Below are 18,966 nucleotides of genomic sequence, written 5' to 3'. Positions count from 1 at the left end.
CAAGCAAGAAAGCACAGATACTAAACAACAGATTGGCCTTCGTGATGGGGGCAGTGACAAGGGAAATTTGGCTAGATGGCAGGCAATAGTGGCGGTCCATGGGGCGGCGGTGGCGGCTCCGGCGGTGATGACAACCGCGGTGACAAAAATGACGGGCGCAGGCCCCCTAATCGGCCGAACGAGGGCGCACCGATCCCCGAGATCGACGAACTGGTAAACAAAGGCCGTGAACAATTGCGCGTCCTAATGGGTGGCGGCAACGGCGGTGGTCGTGGTGGTGCATCCGGCGAGGGCGGCAGTGGTCCAGCCCTGACGCGTCGCACAATTGGCCTTGGCGTATTGGCTGCTGTTGTCCTTTGGGGCATGGCATCGTTCTACACAGTGCGCCCCGAAGAAAAATCAGTTGAATTGTTCTTGGGTGAATTCTCGTCTGTTGGCGAGCCAGGTCTGAACTTTGCGCCGTGGCCTGTGGTCACTGCAGAGGTCATTCCGGTGACACGCGAACAAACAATCGACATCGGCGTGAGCCGTGCAGGGTCAGACGCTGGTCTGATGCTGACGGGTGACGAAAACATCGTGGACATCGATTTTCAGGTTGTTTGGAACATCACTCAGCCCGAGCAGTATCTCTTTAACCTCGCGAACCCACCTCTCACGATTGAGGCGGTGTCTGAATCAGCGATGCGCGAGATTATCGCCCAGTCCGAGCTTGCTCCGATCCTGAACAGGGACCGTGGTGCGATTTCCGATCGCTTGCAGGACCTGATCCAGAGCACACTCGACAGCTACGATTCTGGCGTGAACATCATTCGCGTTAACTTTGACAAAGCTGACCCTCCCGCACCGGTTATCGCCTCGTTCCGCGCCGTTCAGGATGCCGAACAAGAACGTGACCGTTTGCAAAACGTTGCGGATGCCTATGCCAACCGCGTGGTTGCCGAGGCCCGCGGTGAAGCGGCACAAATGCTCGAACAGGCCGAAGCCTACCGTGCGAGTGTCGTGAACGAAGCCGAAGGTGAAGCCAGCCGTTTCACCGCCGTTTTGGGTGAATATGAAAAGGCGCCTGAGGTAACCCGCAAGCGTCTCTATCTCGAAACGATGGAACGTGTGCTGGGCCGTGTGAACATGATCGTTCTTGAAGAGAGTGGCGACGGCGGCCAAGGTGTCGTGCCTTATCTGCCGCTTAATGACCTGAACCGGAACGCGCGACCCGCAACCGGAGGAAACAACTGATGCGTAAAATGTCTTATCTCCTACCCGTAGTGGTCATCGTGATCGTTGGTTTGCTCAGCTCGATCTTTATCGTTGACGAGCGTCAAAAAGCGCTGATCTTGCAATTTGGTCGTGTCATTGACGTGAAAGAAGACCCCGGTCTAGCGTTTAAGATCCCGCTGATCCAAGAGGTCGTCCGTTACGACGACCGTATTCTTAGCCGTGATGTTGACCCGCTCGAGGTGACACCGCTGGACGATCGTCGTTTGGTTGTTGATGCGTTCGCGCGTTACCGGATCACGGATGTTCGCCAATTCCGCCAAGCGGTGGGTACTGGTGGCGAAGAGGCTGCGGCCCGTCGTCTCGACAGCATTCTGCGGGCTGAAACACGCGAGGTGCTGGGTTCGGTGTCGTCAAACGATATCCTGTCCACAGACCGTGCAGCGTTGATGTTGCGTATCCGGAATGGTGCGATTGCCGAGGCGAACGCATTGGGTGTGACGATCATCGACGTCCGTCTCAAGCGGACTGACTTGCCGCCGGAGAACCTCAACGCGACGTTTGAACGGATGAAAGCCGAGCGGGAACGCGAAGCCCAAGACGAAATCGCTCGTGGTAACGAGGCGGCGCAACGTGTTCGTGCTCAGGCAGACCGTACCGTGGTCGAATTGGTGTCCGAATCAAAGCGTCAGGCCGAGATCACTCGCGGTGAAGCAGACGCAAAACGGAATGCGATTTTTGCTGATGCATTTGGAGCAGATCCCGAATTCTTCGAGTTCTACCGCTCGCTCACGGCCTACGAACGGTCGCTACAGCAGGGCAATTCGACACTTGTCCTGTCACCAGAGAACGAATTTTTCGACTATCTCCGGTCGGATACGGCGGACCGGTAATCTCTGATGGCGATGATTTTTCTCGCCCTTGGTTTGGTTCTTATTGTTGAGGGGCTGGTGTATGCACTGGCCCCTCATCTCGTTGAGGACTTGCTCGCGGCATTGCGAACTTTATCTATTGAAACAAGACGTTATGTGGGTTTGGCGGCGCTCGTCTTGGGCGTGATCCTACTGTGGTGCGCCTTTGCGCTGGGCGCGTTGGGATCGGGCTGATCGTTTACACATCGTTAATGGATCACCCGCAACTGTGGGAACATTGCCACGCATTGGCCGCTCACGCACTCCTCACGCGCAGTTTACAAATTGCGATGGGTCTTTGAGTTGTGAACCATGCGACCTACATTGATAACAGATGGTGCAAGAGAGCAGTTACGAGGACGGCCTTTCTTGCAAACCCCTAAGAACAGGAGTTTGGCGTGAAATCCCAAGCAATCACATTACAGCAGACAGGTTTGGACCCCCGGCGCGCATTGGCTGCGCTGATGCTCGGTCTCGCTCTTGTCATCGCTCAGACATTCGCCGCACAGGCCCAAGATCGCCCAGCAAGCCTTGCTGATCTGGCCGAGCAAATCAGCCCCTCTGTGGTCAACATCACAACCACGACTACGGTCGCGGGCCGTACTGGCCCCCAAGGCGTGGTTCCCGAAGGCTCGCCCTTTGAGGATTTCTTTAACGAGCTACCAGATCGCAAAGGCGCGCCGCGCCGCTCTTCTGCACTGGGTTCGGGATTTGTGATCTCCGAGGACGGCTATATCGTGACGAACAACCACGTCATCGAAGGTGCCGATGAGATTCTGATCGAGTTCTTCGAGGGTTTCGAATTGCCCGCTGAATTGGTCGGAACTGACCCCAACACCGACATCGCTTTGCTCAAGGTCGAGGCGGACGAGGCGCTCAAGTTTGTCCCTTTTGGTGACAGCGACATCTCGCGCGTTGGCGACTGGGTCATCGCAATGGGCAACCCGTTGGGGCAGGGCTTCTCGGTTTCGGCTGGTATCGTTTCAGCCCGCAATCGTGCGCTATCCGGCACCTATGACGATTATATCCAGACGGATGCGGCGATCAACCGTGGTAACTCGGGTGGTCCGCTCTTCAACATGGATGGTGAAGTCATCGGTGTGAACACAGCGATCCTGTCCCCTAACGGTGGCTCGATTGGCATCGGCTTTTCGATGGCATCCAACGTCGTGACCCGTGTCGTCGACCAGTTGCAAGAGTTTGGTGAAACCCGCCGTGGTTGGTTGGGCGTTCGTATTCAGGACATCACACCTGATATGATGGATGCGATCGCTGGTCTGGAAAGCGTCAATGGCGCGTTGATCACTGATGTGCCTCCGGGTCCCGCCGAAGAGGCAGGCTTTCTTGCTGGCGATGTCATCTTGTCTTTTGACGGGACGGACGTTGACGACACACGCGGTTTGGTCCGCACCGTCGGCAACACTCAAGTCGGTGCGGCTGTACGTGTTGTCGTCTTGCGCGATGGTGCAACTGAAACCATCCTTGTGACACTTGGCCGTCGCGAAACAGCCGAGGCAGCCGTGCCTGCGGTGGCACCTGCACCAGAGCCAGAAGAGCCAACCGAGATTGAGGTGCTGGGCATGACGTTGGTTGAAATTTCCGACGAAATGCGCGCCGAGATCGATGGTATTTCTGATCTCAAAGGTCTGTTGGTTGCCAATGTTGACGAAGAAACTGAGGCCTTTGAAAAAGGGCTGCGCCAAGGTGACGTGATCACTGAGGCCGGTCAGCAAAAAATCGAAAGCATCGGCGACCTGCAAGATCGCCTAGCCGAAGCCGAAGAAGCGGGCCGCAAGTCTATCCTGCTGCTCGTGCGCCGTGATGGTGATCCGCGCTTTGTTGCGATCTCGCTGAGCTAAGCCAGCGCAATACATACTATCAAAAGAGGTGGTCCTGATTGGGCCGCCTTTTTTCTTTGGGGTTTGAGAGCCGCTGGCGCGTCTTATTGAGTGTCAGCCGGTTCCGTCAGATCAACAACAATCAGTCCCAGATCACGAGCCGTCATGATGGCCAGAGTAGGGCTGTCCAGCCCACGCGATTTTTGGTGCCGCTGAACAGCACGCGCCGTGTTGCGATCATATGTGCCCGTAATGCTGCCACGATAATCACCACGTGCGGCCAATGCGCGCTGCAGCGTCGACATCAAATCAGGCGTCAGCCGCTCGGGGCACAGCGCCTCGAACAGGGTCTGGTCGCGGGTCTCGGTTACAGCGGGGCGATCAATCTTGCGAATGACAGCGGGTTGTATCACGTTGCCAGATGCATCGCGCACTTCCGGGACGACCACCTCTTGATCCGTGACAACTTCGATCACAGCTGGCGAGATGTCGCGCACAAAGCATCGACCCGTTGCATCACGCGACAGCGACACCTCGGTTGCGGGTGGCGCACCAAAGGTCATGCCATCCTCACACGCTGATAGAGCGCATGCTGCAATAAGAAGAAAAACCTGTTTCATCTGCTGTGCCTCATACTAACGCAACCCCGCAAATCTGTGTTCGCTTCAGGTCGCCCCCGTCTTAGCGCTAAACGTCTTATCAATCCAGTGTGGTGACAAACGCGTTCATTGCCACAAAAGAGACTGGCACCTGTGCAAATCGCCAGTTACACATTTCGGGAACAATGGCGCTGCGCGTCAGAATGATTGCACGACACCACGAGGGAGACACGGGTCATGGCAAAAATTACATACATCGAGCACGGCGGCAAAGAGCACGTCGTCGATGTCTCGAACGGTCTGACCGTAATGGAAGGTGCGCGTGACAACGGCATCCCCGGGATCGAAGCAGATTGTGGCGGCGCCTGCGCTTGCTCGACATGCCACGTCTATATTGATCCGACTTGGGTCGAAAAGCTGGCAGCTAAAGACGCGATGGAAGAAGACATGCTCGACTTTGCTTACGAGCCTGATGCTGCGCGTTCGCGTCTGACCTGCCAGCTCAAGGTGACTGACGATCTCGACGGTCTCGTCGTTCAGATGCCAGAGAAACAGATCTGATGAAATTTGCTTGGGCCACTCTTTCTGTCGCGGCGGTTTTGGCTGCAAACGTGGCCCAAGCTCGCGATGTGGGTGTTGTTGATGCCCAGTATGCCGAGCCGACAACTCTCTACACGCATGGCATTTTGGGTGATGCTATCGAACATGGTGCGCTGCAACTGACGCTGTCTGACGGCCGTACAGTTAGCATCCGTCTCCCTGAAACACATGTTTTCGAAGATACAGAACCGCGGCTGGTGGACGTCGATCTAGACGGTCATGCCGAGGTTATGGTCGTTGAGACAAGCATGGCACAAGGCGCACGGCTCGCGATCTACAATGAAACCGGTGTGGTTGCTGCGGCGCCTTACATTGGCCGTACAAACCGTTGGCTTGCTCCGATTGGCGCTGCAGATTTTGACCGCGATGGCCGGATCGAAATCGGGTATATCGACCGCCCCCATCTGGCCAAGACGTTGCGCATTTGGCGGTTTGACGACGGTGCCCTGACCCTTGTTGATGAAATTGCAGGTCTGACAAATCACAGGATTGGCGAGGCGGACATCGGTGGAGGTCTGCGTCGGTGTGATGGTCAGGTCGAGATGATCACAGCGTCCGCTGATTGGTCTCGCGTGATTGCCACGGGCTTTGTCGATGGCCGCTACCGCACCCGTGATATGGGCCCGCATCGTGGCCGCGCATCCCTAAATGCAGCGTTGGCCTGCTAGGTCAGCGCCACGCTGATTGCCAGCAACAAAACCACCTCGGACACTTGTTGGGTCGCGCCCAAGACATCGCCTGTTTGGCCGTCGATCTTGGCGCGTGCGATCATCGTAATCGCCGCTGTTGTTCCTGCGACCCAAATCACGCCGACCAACCCGCCAGCCACGAATAACGATGCGACAACCCCGATCGTCAGCGCGATGTAGGCGGCGTTCAACGATGGACGCCCGACGCTGTGGGAAAGCCCGTTGTCACGCGCATTGGGTAGGGCGGCCATCACCCATACCATCGGTGCGCGGCTCGCAATCGCCACAGCCAGCACAGGCCCCCACAGGGCACCGGATTGGATGATCCCACCCAGAGCCTGCCAACGCAACGCTACGACAATCACCAACGCGAGAACGCCGTAGGCCCCGATGCGGCTGTCTTTCATGATTTCCAATCGGCGCTCGGCCGTCCAGCCGCCCCATAGCCCGTCAGCGGCATCCGACAGTCCGTCTTCGTGCAACGCGCCGGTGATCACGACCAATGTTGCGATAACCAACCCAGCGACCAGCATGGGGCCTAGCCCCAGCCAAATCGCGATTTGTCCGACACTCGCAGCGACGATGCCAATTGCGAGACCTGCGATCGGGTAGGCCCATGCGGCCCGCGCCCCGCGACGCGTTGCCAAATCTGTGTCGACTGGGACGGGCAGGCGGCTCAACAACCCTGTGGCGGCTGCCACATCGCGAGGATCAATCAGTGTCATGTCGTTGTCAGACATCCAGCCGCCCTTTCTGTGCTTTTCATTCTGGCCCGTAGCGTTAGACAGAACGAAGCAAAGACTCAATGAAAGACCCAATCCGATGGCCAACTTTACGACCCTTGCGCAATTTTCTGATATTTTGGGCGCACAAGGCGCAGCTTCGGACGCGGCGATTACATCGGCGCGCGAACATAACGGCCAATTGACCAAACCGCCTGGTGCATTGGGGCGACTAGAAGATCTCGCAATTTGGTATGCTGGTTGGCGCAATGATCCGCGCCCTCAGATTGCCGCACCACAGGTCATCGTATTTGCGGGAAACCACGGCGTTTGCGCCCAAGGCGTGTCAGCCTTTCCATCCGAGGTGACCGTTCAGATGGTTGCAAACTTCCAGCATGGCGGTGCAGCGATCAATCAGCTGGCCAAAGAAGCCGGTGCCAAGATGGATGTGCATGCGCTTGATCTGGACACCCCAACCGCTGATTTCACTCAAGCGCCCGCCATGACCGAGACCGAAGTCGTCGCAGCCTTGGTCACGGGCTGGGATGCCGTTGATCCGAATGCGGATTTACTGGTTGTCGGTGAAATGGGCATTGGCAACACAACGGCTGCGGCTGCTGTTGCGGCTGCGATCTTTGGTGGTGAGGCTGGCGATTGGACTGGGCGCGGCACCGGGGTCGATGACGCAGGGCTTGCGATCAAAACCCGTGTGGTCGCCGAAGGCTTGGCACTTCATGCACCGAACAGCCCGCTCGAGGTGTTGCGCTGTTTGGGCGGTCGCGAACTGGCTGCGATGGCTGGTGCTATTGCGGCGGCGCGCAGCTACAACATCCCCGTCATTCTAGATGGATTTATCTGTTCCGCCGCGGCAGCGGTGCTCGAGAAAACAGCGGCGGGCGCTCTGGATCACTGCGTCGCGGGACATCTCAGCGACGAGGGTGCACACCGCAATATTCTCGACGGGATTGGCAAAGCTCCGCTTCTGGATATGGGCATGCGTCTTGGCGAAGGATCAGGGGCCACATTGGCCATTTTGGTTCTCAAAGGGGCTGTGGCCTGTCATTCGGGCATGGCCACCTTTGCCGAGGCCGGTGTGGCAGCGGGCTAGATGTCTGCTTAGTCCGGCATCTGCAACGTTATATTGCGACCAGATTTGACGTAGCGCAGCTCGCTTTCACTGATGGCGGCGACGCTGCCCCCATCCAAACGGTCGCCTTGTTCCACCTTGATATAGCGGCCATTCGACAGTCGAACCAACGCGCTTCGGTCGTTGGGGCGACCGTAAACACCGATCAAATTCACACGGCGCATGTTCAGTGCGTTTTCTGTTGTCGCGATCTGCGCGACAGTGCGCGGTGTGGTTCCTGATGGACGCACTGTTCTAGGTGCGGCTGCGGCAGCCTGTTGTTCTTGCGGCGCACTGCGCTGCGCGCGTGCGACGATCCGGTTCATATTGCGGGGCCTTGCATCAGGGCGCAGTGAAATCGCAACCGCTTGATCGGTGATTTCGATCTGTGGTCCTTCGACGTCGACCTCAGGTTCAACTTCGGCAACAACGGGTTCTTCTTCGACAGGCTCAGGCGGTGGTGCAAGTCCTGCAGGGCGCGTGCGCGGGCGGAACTTGGCCGCCTCGGCGCGTGTCATGCCACCAAGCACGTTCCGCTCGATCTGTTCGACCAGATCGCTGGGGCGTGTTTGTGGGCGAAACGCGGCCAATGCGACGCCACCGGGTGCAACACGGGGTTCATCCGTGCTGGACGCGGTGGCATCGGTGCTTGCCTCTGCAGTCTGTTCTGATCGAATGGGGGGGATAACGGGGGGCTTGCCCGCGTAGACCCGAACGCCTTGTGGAGTTAGCGCGCCTTCTGGCGTAGGCCGGACCAAACCGTTTGCTAGCAAGTCAAACTGGACGCTGGGTGCGGGTGGGTCGATTTGGGCTCCCAATGGCCGGTCGTTGAGGATTGATGCAACCGCCGGCAACGCAAACGCGTCTAGCCCCGTGATTTTCGGATCGATCGATGCGATATACAGCGTGTCGAGCGTTTCAAGCCGAGGGGCAAGCGGGCGGCGAGGCGCCTTTTGCCAAACACCAGTGCTGGCATAAATGCGCCGTGCTTCGGCTGGGCTTAGAACTTGGCCTAGGTTCTCAACTGGCGCGGGCTCAAGCCCCATCTCGCTTTCGTCCAATGGCAGGGCATTGGCCACTGCATTCGCCAAATCGAGTTGGGGATCAGCAGGCAGTGCGACCGTGACCGGTACAGCAACTGGGCCTGTTGCGATCTGGTTTTCTTCTTTGCTGCCAAACAACCACGCGAACCCGTCTTCGGAAATGGCGGCGAATGCGCCGACAACCACCAAGAAGAACAACAAGATCGCGGTCAAAATGATCCCGAGGAACCGCGGCTTGCCGCCAATAGCTTTTTTCTTGACTGGTTTGGGTTTGCGAGCGCCAAAGATTGTCATCTTGCTGGCTTCGTCTTCGACAGGGGCTGCCGCAGCCGCTGCTGCGGTTTCTGCCTTGGCCACCTTTGCCGCCTTGCGACGGCTCATGAACGCGGCAGCCTTGCCGGGTTTGGCGGGCTCTGCCTCTGGCTCTGGTGCCGGCGCTGCGGGGGCCGCAATCGGTGCTGCAACCGGAGGGGCATCTGCCACTCCTGCATCCCCAGTGATTGTGGGTGCATCTTGGTGCGCGGGCGTTGCCGCGACAACAGGTGCGGGGGCAGGGGCCGGTTCCGCGCCGCGCGCCGCCCCCCCAAGCATCGGTGCTGCATCAGGTGCACCAGCCGGTACGCTTAGCGACATTCGTGCGTCAGGGGTGATCGGAGCGTTCAGCGCGACTTCATCGTCGCTGCGCGGTGCCTGACGCGTCGTAAATGCGGGGGCTTCGACATTGAGCTCTGGCTCAGGTGTTGGCGCGACGTCCGTTACCTCAGAGGCCTCGGGGGTCGCGGCAGGCTCGGGCTCAACCGCGGTTTCAACAACAGCCTCTAGATCGGCGTCGCTGATGATGTCTTTGGTCGCTTCATCCAAATCGGCATCCGTCAGAACATTCTGATCCGGCTCTACAGCCTCTTGTGTGGTTGGCTCTGCGCCACCATCGACTAGTACTTCTGTTGGTTCAACTTCGGCAACTTCAACGCTTGGCGTCTCGGCTTCTAGCACGTCGTCTACGACTGAGGCGCTGGCCTCTTCCAGAGTAGCGATGCCGGTTTGCTGGACGGGAACGTTGTCTCGCGACACCTGCGCACCATTGGCAGCCTTGGACGCGCCAAAGAAGGCCTCGCCATCAAATGTAAACGCCTCTGGAACGGCTGCAAAACACAGAGGTCCCAGCGCGTGCTCGGAGGCAAATGCTTCGGCCTCATCCAGTGTTTCGCGGGCGACAGCAGCTACGAACGTGCGGCCACCTCCGCTGGTCCAGTCATAGACCAGCTCATCGACGCTGTAGGGCGTCGTGTCTTTCAACGCTGAGCGGACTTCTGCCTCGCTGGCGTAGGCATCATCAATCGAGATGTACTTGATCTGGCTATTGGGAATCAGCAGCTTGGACTGGATTTCACCGCCGGCCAACTGTTCAGCACGTGCTCGAACTTGGGCCAGATCATGCGCAAGGTCGTCGGTGTCTAGCGACACATCGCCGACTAAATCCCAGCCATTATCTGACCTTTTCAGCATTTTTATGCCGTCGAATGACATCGAGACGGCAAAGTTTGGTATTGGACTGTCCGGCATAGTCGTCTGGAATCCCACGTCTTTGATTGGCGCATACATACTCGGTTCGCGCGCTACTGTTTCGGGCATTTTAACGGATGCAGCGGCCAAGGAAAAGAAAAAGGAAAAACATCGGAAAAACAGGCGGTTTGATGATGAGATTGACGTAATTTTGGGCCGTGACCCAAGGATTGACATCTGCCATCCGTCATAGATCTAGTCACCCCAATTACAGGAGTAGGTTGATGCGTGTTTTGAGTTTGGTTCTTTCGATATTGCTAGCGACCGCGGCGGCGGCAGAGAACCGTGATGTCATTTACGTCACGGGCGAAGGCGATGTGGCCGCGGCGCCGGATATGGCAACGATCACGATGGGGGTCAGTCATCAGGCTGATACGGCCGCCCAAGCGATGGCGCAGGTGGCTCAGGACACCCAATCCGTCATTGATGCGTTGACGGCGTCTGATGTCCAACCGCGGGATATGCAAACCAGCGGGCTTAATATGAACCCCGTGTATGACCAATCCAACGACCGCAAACCCGGCGAGGCCCCTGTGGTTGTTGGGTTCAGGGTGGATACCACGTTGACCGTTCGCATTCGCGAACTGGATGATCTGGGTGAATTGCTTGATGCTGTTGTGTCTGACGGCGCAAACCGGTTTCGCGGCCTCAGCTTTGGAGTCCAAGAGCCAGATCCGCTTGTGGCCGAGGCGCGTCACGAGGCGGTTCTTGATGCTCGCCTCAAGGCCGAGATGCTGGCAGCATCTGCGGGTGTGACGCTCGGAGACTTGATCGAAATGCGCGAAGGTGGCGGCGGTGGTCCGCGACCGGTTCAAATGGAGGCTGACTTTGCAATGGCTCGGTCTGCGATGCCGGTGGCTCAGGGCGAAGTTCGCTACCGTGTGTCAGTGTCGATGGCTTATGAAATCATCAACGAATAGACGCAGTCTGCGCCCAACAAAAAGGGGCCGCCCAGAATTAGCCGGCCCCCTTTGTACGTTTGATAGATCGCGGGTTACGCGCTGGCTTTGCTCAACGCTTGGTCCAGATCGGCAATCAGGTCATTGGCGTCTTCTGTTCCGATAGAGACACGCACAACACCTGGTCCGGCGCCTGCGGCTTCTTGCTGTTCTACGGTCAACTGACGGTGGGTCGTTGAGGCCGAGTGGATGATCAACGACCGTGTGTCACCTAGGTTTGCCACGTGGCTAAAGATTTCGAGATTATCCACCAGCTTCACGCAGGCCTCGTAGCCGCCTTTGACCGCAAAAGTGAACAATGCGCTGGCGCCACGTGGGCAAATCTTTTCAACCAATGGGAAATAGGGGGACGATTCCAAACCGGCATAGGTGACGTATTCGATGCGGTCGTCCGCCTCGAGCCAATTCGCCAGCTTGGTCGCGTTTTCAACGTGACGGTCCATCCGCAAGGATAAAGTCTCGATCCCCATCAACGTATAGTGCGCTGCCTGTGGGTTCATGGTCATACCAAGATCGCGCAGACCAATCGCAATACCGTGAAAGGTAAACGCCAACGGGCCAAAGGTCTCGGCGAACTTCATGCCGTGATACGCAGGCTCGGGCTGGGACAATGACGGGAACTTGTCGTTTGCGCCCCAGTCGAATTTACCGGAATCCACAACACAGCCGCCTGTGACTGTACCGTTGCCAGTCAGGTACTTGGTCGTCGAGTGCACAACCAAGGTCGCACCGTGCTCGATTGGGCGGCATAGGTATGGCGTGGCAGTCGTGTTATCGACGATCAGCGGAATACCGGCGGCGTCCGAGATGGCCGAGATCGCGTTGAGGTCGGTGATGTGACCACCTGGGTTGGCGACCGCTTCGCAGAATACGGCGCGAGTGTTGTCGTCGATGGCGGCAGCAACCGCTTCATGATCGTCCATGTCGACGAATTTGGCTTCCCAACCGAAACGTTTGATCGTCTGGCTGAACTGCGTGACCGTACCGCCATAAAGACGGGTCGATGCAACAATGTTCATGCCTGGCTGCATCAGCGGAAACAGCGCCATGATCTGTGCGGCGTGGCCAGACGAACAGCAGACAGCACCAACACCACCCTCGAGGGTCGCAATGCGCTCTTGAAGAACGGCAACCGTCGGGTTTGTCAGGCGCGAATAGATGTATCCAACCTCTTGCAGGTTAAACAATGCTGCGGCGTGGTCGGCATCGCGGAACACATATGCGGTCGATTGGTAAATCGGCGTCTGGCGCGCGCCTGTTGCAGGATCAGGGCGTGCGCCCGCATGGATCTGCAGTGTGTCAAAGCCGTAGCTCGGCCCGTTTGGATCAGTGGACATCGCGTCTCTCCCTTTATCGTCGTTGCCGATACCTCTATTGCATATAAGCGCGGGCCTCAACGCCGCCCCTGATCAAAGGACAAACCAATGCCAACGCCGTTTCATTTCGCCTTTAATGTTCTGGATTTAGATGCGACCCGAGAATTCTATTCTGGGGTCATGGGCGCGGTGGAAGGTCGATCGACCGACACATGGGTGGATTTTGATTTCTTTGGTCATCAGTTGTCGATGCATCTGGGCGAGCCAATGAAGACCGCCGCCACAGGGCGGGTCGGGGATCACATGGTGCCAATGCCGCATTTTGGGATTGTGCTGCCGTTGGATCAGTGGACCGAACTGGCTGGTCGCATGGAAGACGCGCAGACCGATTTTGTGATTGCACCCTCTGCGCGGTTTCGCGGCGAACCGGGCGAGCAGTGGACAATGTTTTTCCGCGATCCGTCCGGCAATCCGATCGAAGTCAAAGGCTTTGCAAACATTGACGGCGTGTTCGACAGCTAGCGCCGCCTAGCGCATCCAGAAATTGGCTTTCTTGATGCGGTTTCGGATTTGCTTTTCGCGCTTTGGCAGATCGTCGCGGTCAAACATCTCGCGCACCTTTTGGCCGCGGTTCTGATAGATCATCCGCAAAAACGGCTCGTAGGATTTGAGCACCTTTTTGACTTTGTTCGGGCTGCTTGCTGCTTCAAGCGCGGACACAACCGCATCTGGCGCTTTGGCATACAAAAGCGGCAGCAGACGGTAATGATAACTGACCGCGCCGTCCAAATGACCAGTGGGCAATGTGTCACGGCCGCCGCCAAGTGAATGAATAACTAAGGGCAACGCCACTTGGTCCAACCACGGGTTCAGTTCTTGCAAGACAAGCTCGGGTGGGCGGTCCTCGCGGATCGCTGTCGCATAGTCCAAAAACCGTGCACCGAACGCCGCTGGGTCTTTGTAGAAAAACCAACCGGCGTTGAAATACAGGTAACGCTGCCAATAGTCATCTGGCTGCGACAGATCGAGCGTGCTCTCAAATTCCAGATCGAACTTGTCATAGAGGGATTTCCACGTCGCCGTGTAGCCCGGCCAATACAGCTCTTCTTTGGGCCACGTCCCTTCGCGCATCATGGATGCGGTCGGGCGATCGAAATCAAATGGAACGTCCATCAATTCGCCCGTGATCAGCGTGTCCGTGTCAAAAAACACGAACGGCTCGCCAGCAGGCATTGCGGCCAACCCTTCGATTTTGTTGCCGTAGCGGTAGCCCTCGCCAAAGTGATGATTGGTAAATGGCACGATTTCGGCGCCCAATTCGATGAGTGCGGTTCGGGCGTCTCCCGTCATACGTGGATCGGTTGACCACTTCGGGCTCGGCTGAGGCTCGACCACGATCAACCGCCCGTCAAAGCGTGGCGAATGCTGGCGCAACGACGCCGCAAACAGAACCGCCTCGTATTGCAAGCGTCCAGCTTGGCCCACGATCATGATATTGAAACTCTGGTCTGATGTGCTTGATCGGGCCATAATGGTCATTATTGATCGTGCCTCTGATCGATTTGGGATCACAATAGAGACCCTAGTGGACGAGGCAAACCCTAATGCTTTGAATTTTATAAAAGGCGACGACCATGTTTGGACTTTTAATTACTGTCGGTTTGATTTTTGCATTGGCGGCGTCGTCCCAAGACGGGGACGCACCAATGCTCGCTGTGGCGGCCCCAGAGGCGACCCCAGAGCCGGTGATCGAGACACGCGCACCAGAGGACCAAACCCCAACGGGCAAATTCACAACCGCGACCGAGATCAAACCAATCCTCGAAATGACCAAGGCACAGTGGATCGGTATCCGCGAATTCAACGGTCAGGATCTCGTGTATTTCACCCAGCTTTTCTCGTGGCGGTGTGGCATGTGGGGAATGCACTACGGCCTGAATGGCGCCGATCCTGTCACGCCTATGCCGCTAGAGCCCTGCAATACAGAATATGCCCAGCCCAACGTGATGGTCGATATCGAGAACTTCCTGCCGTACATCGTCCAGCCTTTGGGCAGCGTTGAGCAGGTCATCGTTCGCGTCACCTTTGACGACGGCACATCCCAAACAGAGAGCTTTGAGCGCGGGAATGTACGCATTCCATGAACGGGACGCGTTGACCTCTGTGTGGCCGCCGCTAATGTTGTGGCCGCACAGCGGGGGATGGGCATGATGCATACGACCGACGGGCACAATGGCCCCGATATTCAGGCCTTGGTCGATGATGGCCTCGCGCGTATCGAATGGGTCCATACCCACTCTCCTGTGATGAATACCCACGTGCGCAAGATTGTCAGTGACGGGTCGCTGCGCGGCAAACGGATTGCCGTTGTTGTGCATCTCGAAGCGAAAACCGCGTATCTCGCCAAATTGCTGGCGGACGCGGGTGCAGATGTCATTGCCGCGGGTAGTAATCCGCGAACCACCTCTGCCCCTGTTGTCGCAGCGCTGCGTGACATTGGCATTCGTGTTGTTTCCGAACCAGATGGGGATCACACCAGTTGGGAGGCCGAGCTGCGCGCCGCAGCTGACCTAGAACCCGAATATGTGATTGATGACGGTGCGGAGCTGACGATGCGCATCGGTATCCACCGTCCAAACGTCTTTGCCCGCTTGAAAGGCGTGTCCGAGGAAACAACAACTGGAACAGCGCGGCTCTATGCGATGCAAGAGGCTGGCAAGCTGCCGTTTCCGGCGCTGACCGCCAATGACGCGCGGTGCAAACATCTCTTTGATAATCGCTATGGCACGGGTCAGACGACGGTTCAGGCCGTGTTGCACCAAACCAGTCGCCAAATTGCAGGCGTGCCTTTTGCTGTTGTTGGTTACGGCTATGTCGGGCGCGGAATTGCGCAATATGCCAGTGCGTTGGGCGCCTTGGTTCATGTGATCGAGGCGGACCCCGTTCGCGCGCTTGAGGCGCATATGGACGGGCACCATGTCGGGTCAGCTGCATCGACCCTGCCGGACGCACGGTTTGTTGTGACGGCCACTGGCGGGATGCGTGCAATTGGTGCGCCCGAGGTGGCGCATTTGCGTGATGATGTTGTCCTTGCCAACGCGGGCCATCATGACCTCGAGATTGATATCGATCACCTTGCTCAGGTCGCGGAAGGCACGACCGAAGTCAGCGCCCAGATCACCAGTTATGCGTTGGCAGATAAAACCGTGCACGTCCTGTCTGGTGGCGCATTGGTTAATATCGCAGGGGGTAGCGGCCACCCAGTGGAAATCATGGACCTTACCTTTGCTGTCCAAGGGCTGGGTGCGCACCACCTGATCAACACGCCCATGACCCCCGGCGTTCATGTTTTGCCCAAGGCCGTGGACGACGGGATCGCGGCTGCCAAACTTGCCAGTCTCGGGATTTCACTCGCCACCGCGCGACAGGAACAGCAAGATAATTCGATGGACTGGATCGACCAGATTGAACTGTCATGACAATAGACCCACAAATAATTCAGCCAAACGATTGGGCATGGGATCAACGCCGACTGACCCACGCATTGCTACGAGACCATGCAACAGGCGCGCTGGGCACAATTGGGACGGCGGATGCCCCAGATGGGGCCGCTGATCCGCCGCTTTTGAGCGTGCTCGCCGCCGCTGGCGCGCATCTTGATTCAGCCAGTGACTGCGGCTCGGACGTCACGGCGACAAGGCTGTGGCAAACGATTATCGCCCCTCATTGTCAGGGACAGTCGGCAGTCATGGCGCTTTTGGATATTACCAACTTGCAGATCGCAGGTCGCGTGATCTGTGTAACAGGGTATGGGCCAAATGGGCAAAGTGTGGCACGTGCTGCCCGCGCGATGGGGGCGCAAACCGTGGTCGTGTCGACTAATCCCGTGGACCGCGCACAAGCATTTGCATCAGGCTTTCGTGCAATGTTGCAGCTGCCTGTCTGTGACGTCGTTTTTGCAACGTCTGATGCAACAGTTGATCTGGCGCGCCTGTCCCAAGGCGTCATTTTGTGTGCGGTGGACGCGGATGCTCTGCCTGACCTTGGCGCGGGCAAGCCGGTGCGGGATCACGTGACAACCCACGCAATCGCAAACGGAACAACAGTCAAGCTTATCGCGGGCGGCGCCCCGATCGCTCAGACAAGCGGGGCAGGGATGCCGCACGCTTTGGCAGACCTCGCTTCCGCCCTGTGGCTCAACGCGGCGCTTGCGACATCGAACGCTGGAACGGCACCCATGTCAGAGGCCGCGCTGGCCGCGCTTTGGCTACACCTTCACTTCGACGAGGACGCGACAAATGGCTGATAAAGAACTAGAAACCAGCATCATAGGCTCTCCCTCGCCTCAAACGTTCAAATGACCCTGTCATGTTGACCAAGATGCATGTGAGCCGAGGTCAGCGTTTCGAAGCGAACGAAACCCCGCTCTTCACTTTCATGGACGCTAATGGGGTCGAAGAGGCGTTTTCGTTGCCGTACTTTGGTACGGTGACACATGTTTATGCAAGACAAGGTTTATGCAAGACAAGGCGAAATTCTGTCGGAACAGATCGAAATCATCAAGGTCGTGCGCGATGCTGTGCAACCGGAACCTGCCCGTATGGCAGCTCCGCAGCCGGTGCCAGAACCAACCCGACCCCCAGCCGCCGCTCCGCGATCGGACCCAAAACCTAAAAACCTTCGGCTGAACATCTGCGCAAAAGGTCATCTTTAAAATCAAGTGATGCGCCTGCCGCAAAGGGGGCATGGATCGATTGGGTTGTCCTAGCGGGTGCGATTGTGATGGTAGGTGCCGCCGTTATGTCCATGATTTCAGATGACCCCAAAGAAACCGCTGTATCGCAATCGAGCACCCAAACCAGCTCGGAAACCCGCGACAGTGCCCGTAACGAGCAAAAAGAGCTGCGGTTCAACGTTTGTAATAAATCCGGCGAGCAAATCCGTATCGCGATTGCGGTGCGCGAAGCGGCCGAAGATCCGTTTACGGTCAAAGGGTGGTGGATCGTGGAGCATGATGACTGCAGTTACATGTCCCGCACTCCATTCGGCGATTTTAACAACCAACACCTCTACTATCACGCAAAAACCGGCGGTGGGTCATATTGGGATGGCAATGCCGCAACCAAATTTTGCATTCCGAACCGCCGCTTTGAACGCTTGGTGCCAGATGGCTACACGTGCGCCAGCGACGAGGATACTGCTCCATTCGGCGAAATAACCGTGCCGCGGACACAGCGAGAATATACTCTCACAATCCGGTAACGCGTCGCATGCATAGGCTTTTAATGTAGGCGTCAGGCGCGTTTGATCGCTGCTATGCCACCGCGCCAGACGTTCAGCCGGAACCGCTCGGTGCAACGCGAGATTTTTTCAGATCATTTCATTGGATTGTTTAGTGGTGGGCGACCCTGGAATCGAACCAGGCGTGCGTCTCCGCGAGGGAGTTACAGTCCCCTGCCACACCTTGCGGCCTGTCGCCCACTGGCGGCGTGATTAGCTGTGCATTGCGAGGGCGTCAACTGGGAAATGATCTTTCTTGTTTGAAAGGTGGTTGTTGCCAGCGCAATCCGTTAGGACGAGCCAAATCATACGAAGGTAGCAGCTATGAAAAAGCCAAAGTGGGTTGTTGAAAAAGAAAGATCCAAGCGCGCCGCCGCTGCGGAAACCGTGTGGCTGTTTGGCTTGCACGCGGTCCGTGATGCGCTGTTGAACCCTAAACGGGTCAAGCTGCGTCTGATCGTTACCAAAAACGCCCATGACAAACTGGCCGAGGATATCGGAGCCAGCGGGATGGAACCCGAGATGTCCGATCCGCGCAAGTTTGCGGCACCGATTGATCCGCAGTCCGTGCACCAAGGTGCGGCACTTGAGGTCAAAGGTCTTGACTGGGGCAAGCTCGAAGACGTCTGTTTGGGCGAAGAAGGCCGCGCGCCGCGTGTTGTATTGTTAGACCGTGTGACCGACCCGCATAACGTCGGTGCAGTCCTGCGCTCGGCCGAAGTGTTCGGCGCCTCTGCGGTTGTTGCCATGTCGCGCCACGCAGCGCCCGAAACCGGAGCCTTGGCCAAAACCGCGTCTGGTGCGTTGGAACGCCAACCCTATGTCAGGGTCCGCAATCTGGCGGATGCGATGGAGACGCTCAAGGGGATGGGCTATATCGTTCTGGGCCTCGACGGCGAGGCAGAAGGCACCATTGGAGCGGCACTCGAGGGCAAACGTGACCGTCCTGTCGCACTTGTTCTAGGGGCTGAGGGGCCGGGTTTACGCGAAAAGACCAAAGAAACATGTGACGCATTGGTGAAAATCGACTTTGCTGGTGGTTTTGGCTCTCTCAACGTCTCAAATGCTGCGGCAGTTGCCCTATATGCCTCTAGAGAGACGCTCTGAG

General features: G+C 57.5%; 20 protein-coding genes and 1 tRNA gene. 15 read left to right on the top strand and 6 right to left on the bottom strand.

The annotated features are described in order from the left end of the window. The first annotated feature begins 75 nt into the window (after positions 1 to 75). From hflK to TR2A62_RS06125, 4 genes are all read left to right on the top strand, one after another. A complete protein-coding gene (hflK, locus tag TR2A62_RS06140) occupies positions 76 to 1,233 on the top strand; it encodes an FtsH protease activity modulator HflK (RefSeq protein WP_009159895.1) in 1,158 nt (385 codons plus the stop codon). After that, on the top strand, positions 1,233 to 2,105 hold the full coding sequence (gene hflC / locus TR2A62_RS06135) for a protease modulator HflC (protein WP_009157460.1): 873 nt from the start codon (positions 1,233 to 1,235) through the stop codon (positions 2,103 to 2,105). The genes hflK and hflC overlap by 1 nt, the downstream gene beginning before the upstream one ends. Before the next feature lie 6 nt (positions 2,106 to 2,111). After that, positions 2,112 to 2,318 carry a DUF2065 domain-containing protein gene (locus tag TR2A62_RS06130; RefSeq protein ID WP_009158264.1) on the top strand — a complete coding sequence of 69 codons (207 nt, stop codon included), beginning with the start codon at positions 2,112 to 2,114 and terminating at the stop codon, positions 2,316 to 2,318. A 203-nt stretch (positions 2,319 to 2,521) separates the two neighbouring features. Then, positions 2,522 to 3,982, top strand: a complete 1,461-nt coding sequence (locus TR2A62_RS06125; protein WP_009159709.1) for a Do family serine endopeptidase — start codon at positions 2,522 to 2,524, stop codon at positions 3,980 to 3,982. An 83-nt stretch (positions 3,983 to 4,065) separates the two neighbouring features. Here the strand turns inward: TR2A62_RS06125 and TR2A62_RS06120 are convergent, their stop codons facing one another. Continuing rightward, positions 4,066 to 4,524, bottom strand: a complete 459-nt coding sequence (locus tag TR2A62_RS06120) for a peptidoglycan-binding domain-containing protein (protein WP_009157537.1) — start codon at positions 4,522 to 4,524, stop codon at positions 4,066 to 4,068. A gap of 273 nt (positions 4,525 to 4,797) precedes the next feature. On the opposite strand from TR2A62_RS06120, the gene TR2A62_RS06115 reads away from it, so the two are divergent. Further along, positions 4,798 to 5,121, top strand: coding sequence for a 2Fe-2S iron-sulfur cluster-binding protein (locus TR2A62_RS06115; protein ID WP_009159136.1), 324 nt, complete (start codon positions 4,798 to 4,800; stop codon positions 5,119 to 5,121). After that, the gene (locus tag TR2A62_RS06110; protein ID WP_009160320.1) at positions 5,121 to 5,828 is read left to right on the top strand and encodes a VCBS repeat-containing protein; all 708 of its coding nucleotides are present in this window, start codon (positions 5,121 to 5,123) and stop codon (positions 5,826 to 5,828) included. The genes TR2A62_RS06115 and TR2A62_RS06110 overlap by 1 nt, the downstream gene beginning before the upstream one ends. On the opposite strand, the gene TR2A62_RS06105 is transcribed toward TR2A62_RS06110, so the two are convergent. Beyond that, on the bottom strand, positions 5,825 to 6,589 hold the full coding sequence (locus tag TR2A62_RS06105; protein ID WP_009159559.1) for an adenosylcobinamide-GDP ribazoletransferase: 765 nt from the start codon (positions 6,587 to 6,589) through the stop codon (positions 5,825 to 5,827). The genes TR2A62_RS06110 and TR2A62_RS06105 overlap by 4 nt on opposite strands. Before the next feature lie 82 nt (positions 6,590 to 6,671). Here TR2A62_RS06105 and cobT point away from each other — a divergent pair, with 82 nt between their 5' ends. Beyond that, on the top strand, positions 6,672 to 7,679 hold the full coding sequence (gene cobT, locus TR2A62_RS06100) for a nicotinate-nucleotide--dimethylbenzimidazole phosphoribosyltransferase (RefSeq protein ID WP_009160122.1): 1,008 nt from the start codon (positions 6,672 to 6,674) through the stop codon (positions 7,677 to 7,679). A gap of 8 nt (positions 7,680 to 7,687) precedes the next feature. Here the strand turns inward: cobT and TR2A62_RS06095 are convergent, their stop codons facing one another. After that, positions 7,688 to 10,246: a hypothetical protein gene (locus TR2A62_RS06095; RefSeq protein ID WP_009157423.1), complete on the bottom strand. Its 2,559-nt coding sequence runs from the start codon at positions 10,244 to 10,246 to the stop codon at positions 7,688 to 7,690. Positions 10,247 to 10,250: 4 nt separating this feature from the next. Here TR2A62_RS06095 and TR2A62_RS18415 point away from each other — a divergent pair, with 4 nt between their 5' ends. Then, positions 10,251 to 10,496, top strand: coding sequence for a hypothetical protein (locus tag TR2A62_RS18415; protein WP_009160237.1), 246 nt, complete (start codon positions 10,251 to 10,253; stop codon positions 10,494 to 10,496). 31 nt (positions 10,497 to 10,527) lie between these two features. After that, a complete protein-coding gene (locus TR2A62_RS06090; protein ID WP_009159053.1) occupies positions 10,528 to 11,223 on the top strand; it encodes an SIMPL domain-containing protein in 696 nt (231 codons plus the stop codon). Positions 11,224 to 11,297: 74 nt separating this feature from the next. Here TR2A62_RS06090 and TR2A62_RS06085 read toward each other — a convergent pair whose 3' ends face one another. Continuing rightward, on the bottom strand, positions 11,298 to 12,599 hold the full coding sequence (locus TR2A62_RS06085; protein WP_009157993.1) for an O-acetylhomoserine aminocarboxypropyltransferase/cysteine synthase family protein: 1,302 nt from the start codon (positions 12,597 to 12,599) through the stop codon (positions 11,298 to 11,300). Between the two features lie 87 nt (positions 12,600 to 12,686). Between TR2A62_RS06085 and TR2A62_RS06080 the strand changes: the two genes are divergently transcribed. Then, positions 12,687 to 13,100, top strand: a complete 414-nt coding sequence (locus tag TR2A62_RS06080) for a VOC family protein (RefSeq protein ID WP_009160689.1) — start codon at positions 12,687 to 12,689, stop codon at positions 13,098 to 13,100. A gap of 6 nt (positions 13,101 to 13,106) precedes the next feature. Here TR2A62_RS06080 and TR2A62_RS06075 read toward each other — a convergent pair whose 3' ends face one another. Then, positions 13,107 to 14,108: a hypothetical protein gene (locus TR2A62_RS06075; RefSeq protein ID WP_040821200.1), complete on the bottom strand. Its 1,002-nt coding sequence runs from the start codon at positions 14,106 to 14,108 to the stop codon at positions 13,107 to 13,109. A gap of 104 nt (positions 14,109 to 14,212) precedes the next feature. Between TR2A62_RS06075 and TR2A62_RS06070 the strand changes: the two genes are divergently transcribed. From TR2A62_RS06070 to TR2A62_RS06050, 4 genes are all read left to right on the top strand, one after another. Beyond that, positions 14,213 to 14,722, top strand: a complete 510-nt coding sequence (locus tag TR2A62_RS06070) for a hypothetical protein (protein WP_009158606.1) — start codon at positions 14,213 to 14,215, stop codon at positions 14,720 to 14,722. A 63-nt stretch (positions 14,723 to 14,785) separates the two neighbouring features. After that, complete coding sequence (locus tag TR2A62_RS06065) at positions 14,786 to 16,057, top strand: adenosylhomocysteinase (protein ID WP_009157620.1); 1,272 nt, start codon at positions 14,786 to 14,788, stop codon at positions 16,055 to 16,057. Further along, positions 16,054 to 16,884: an adenosylhomocysteinase gene (locus tag TR2A62_RS06060; RefSeq protein ID WP_009158497.1), complete on the top strand. Its 831-nt coding sequence runs from the start codon at positions 16,054 to 16,056 to the stop codon at positions 16,882 to 16,884. Before TR2A62_RS06065 ends, TR2A62_RS06060 begins: the two co-directional genes overlap by 4 nt. 494 nt (positions 16,885 to 17,378) lie before the next feature. Then, a complete protein-coding gene (locus TR2A62_RS06050; protein WP_190275693.1) occupies positions 17,379 to 17,840 on the top strand; it encodes a DUF1036 domain-containing protein in 462 nt (153 codons plus the stop codon). 134 nt (positions 17,841 to 17,974) lie between these two features. Here the strand turns inward: TR2A62_RS06050 and TR2A62_RS18410 are convergent. Continuing rightward, positions 17,975 to 18,058 (bottom strand) — tRNA-Tyr (locus tag TR2A62_RS18410). A gap of 124 nt (positions 18,059 to 18,182) precedes the next feature. Between TR2A62_RS18410 and rlmB the strand changes: the two genes are divergently transcribed. Then, on the top strand, positions 18,183 to 18,965 hold the full coding sequence (rlmB, locus tag TR2A62_RS06045; protein WP_009159777.1) for a 23S rRNA (guanosine(2251)-2'-O)-methyltransferase RlmB: 783 nt from the start codon (positions 18,183 to 18,185) through the stop codon (positions 18,963 to 18,965). Position 18,966: the final 1 nt, after the last annotated feature.

Origin of the sequence: Thalassobium sp. R2A62 (genome assembly GCF_000161835.1) — a bacterium.
Classification (GTDB): domain Bacteria; phylum Pseudomonadota; class Alphaproteobacteria; order Rhodobacterales; family Rhodobacteraceae; genus Thalassobium.
The sequence above is the reverse complement of the archived record's forward strand: the minus strand, read 5'-3'. Positions and strand labels throughout refer to the sequence as shown.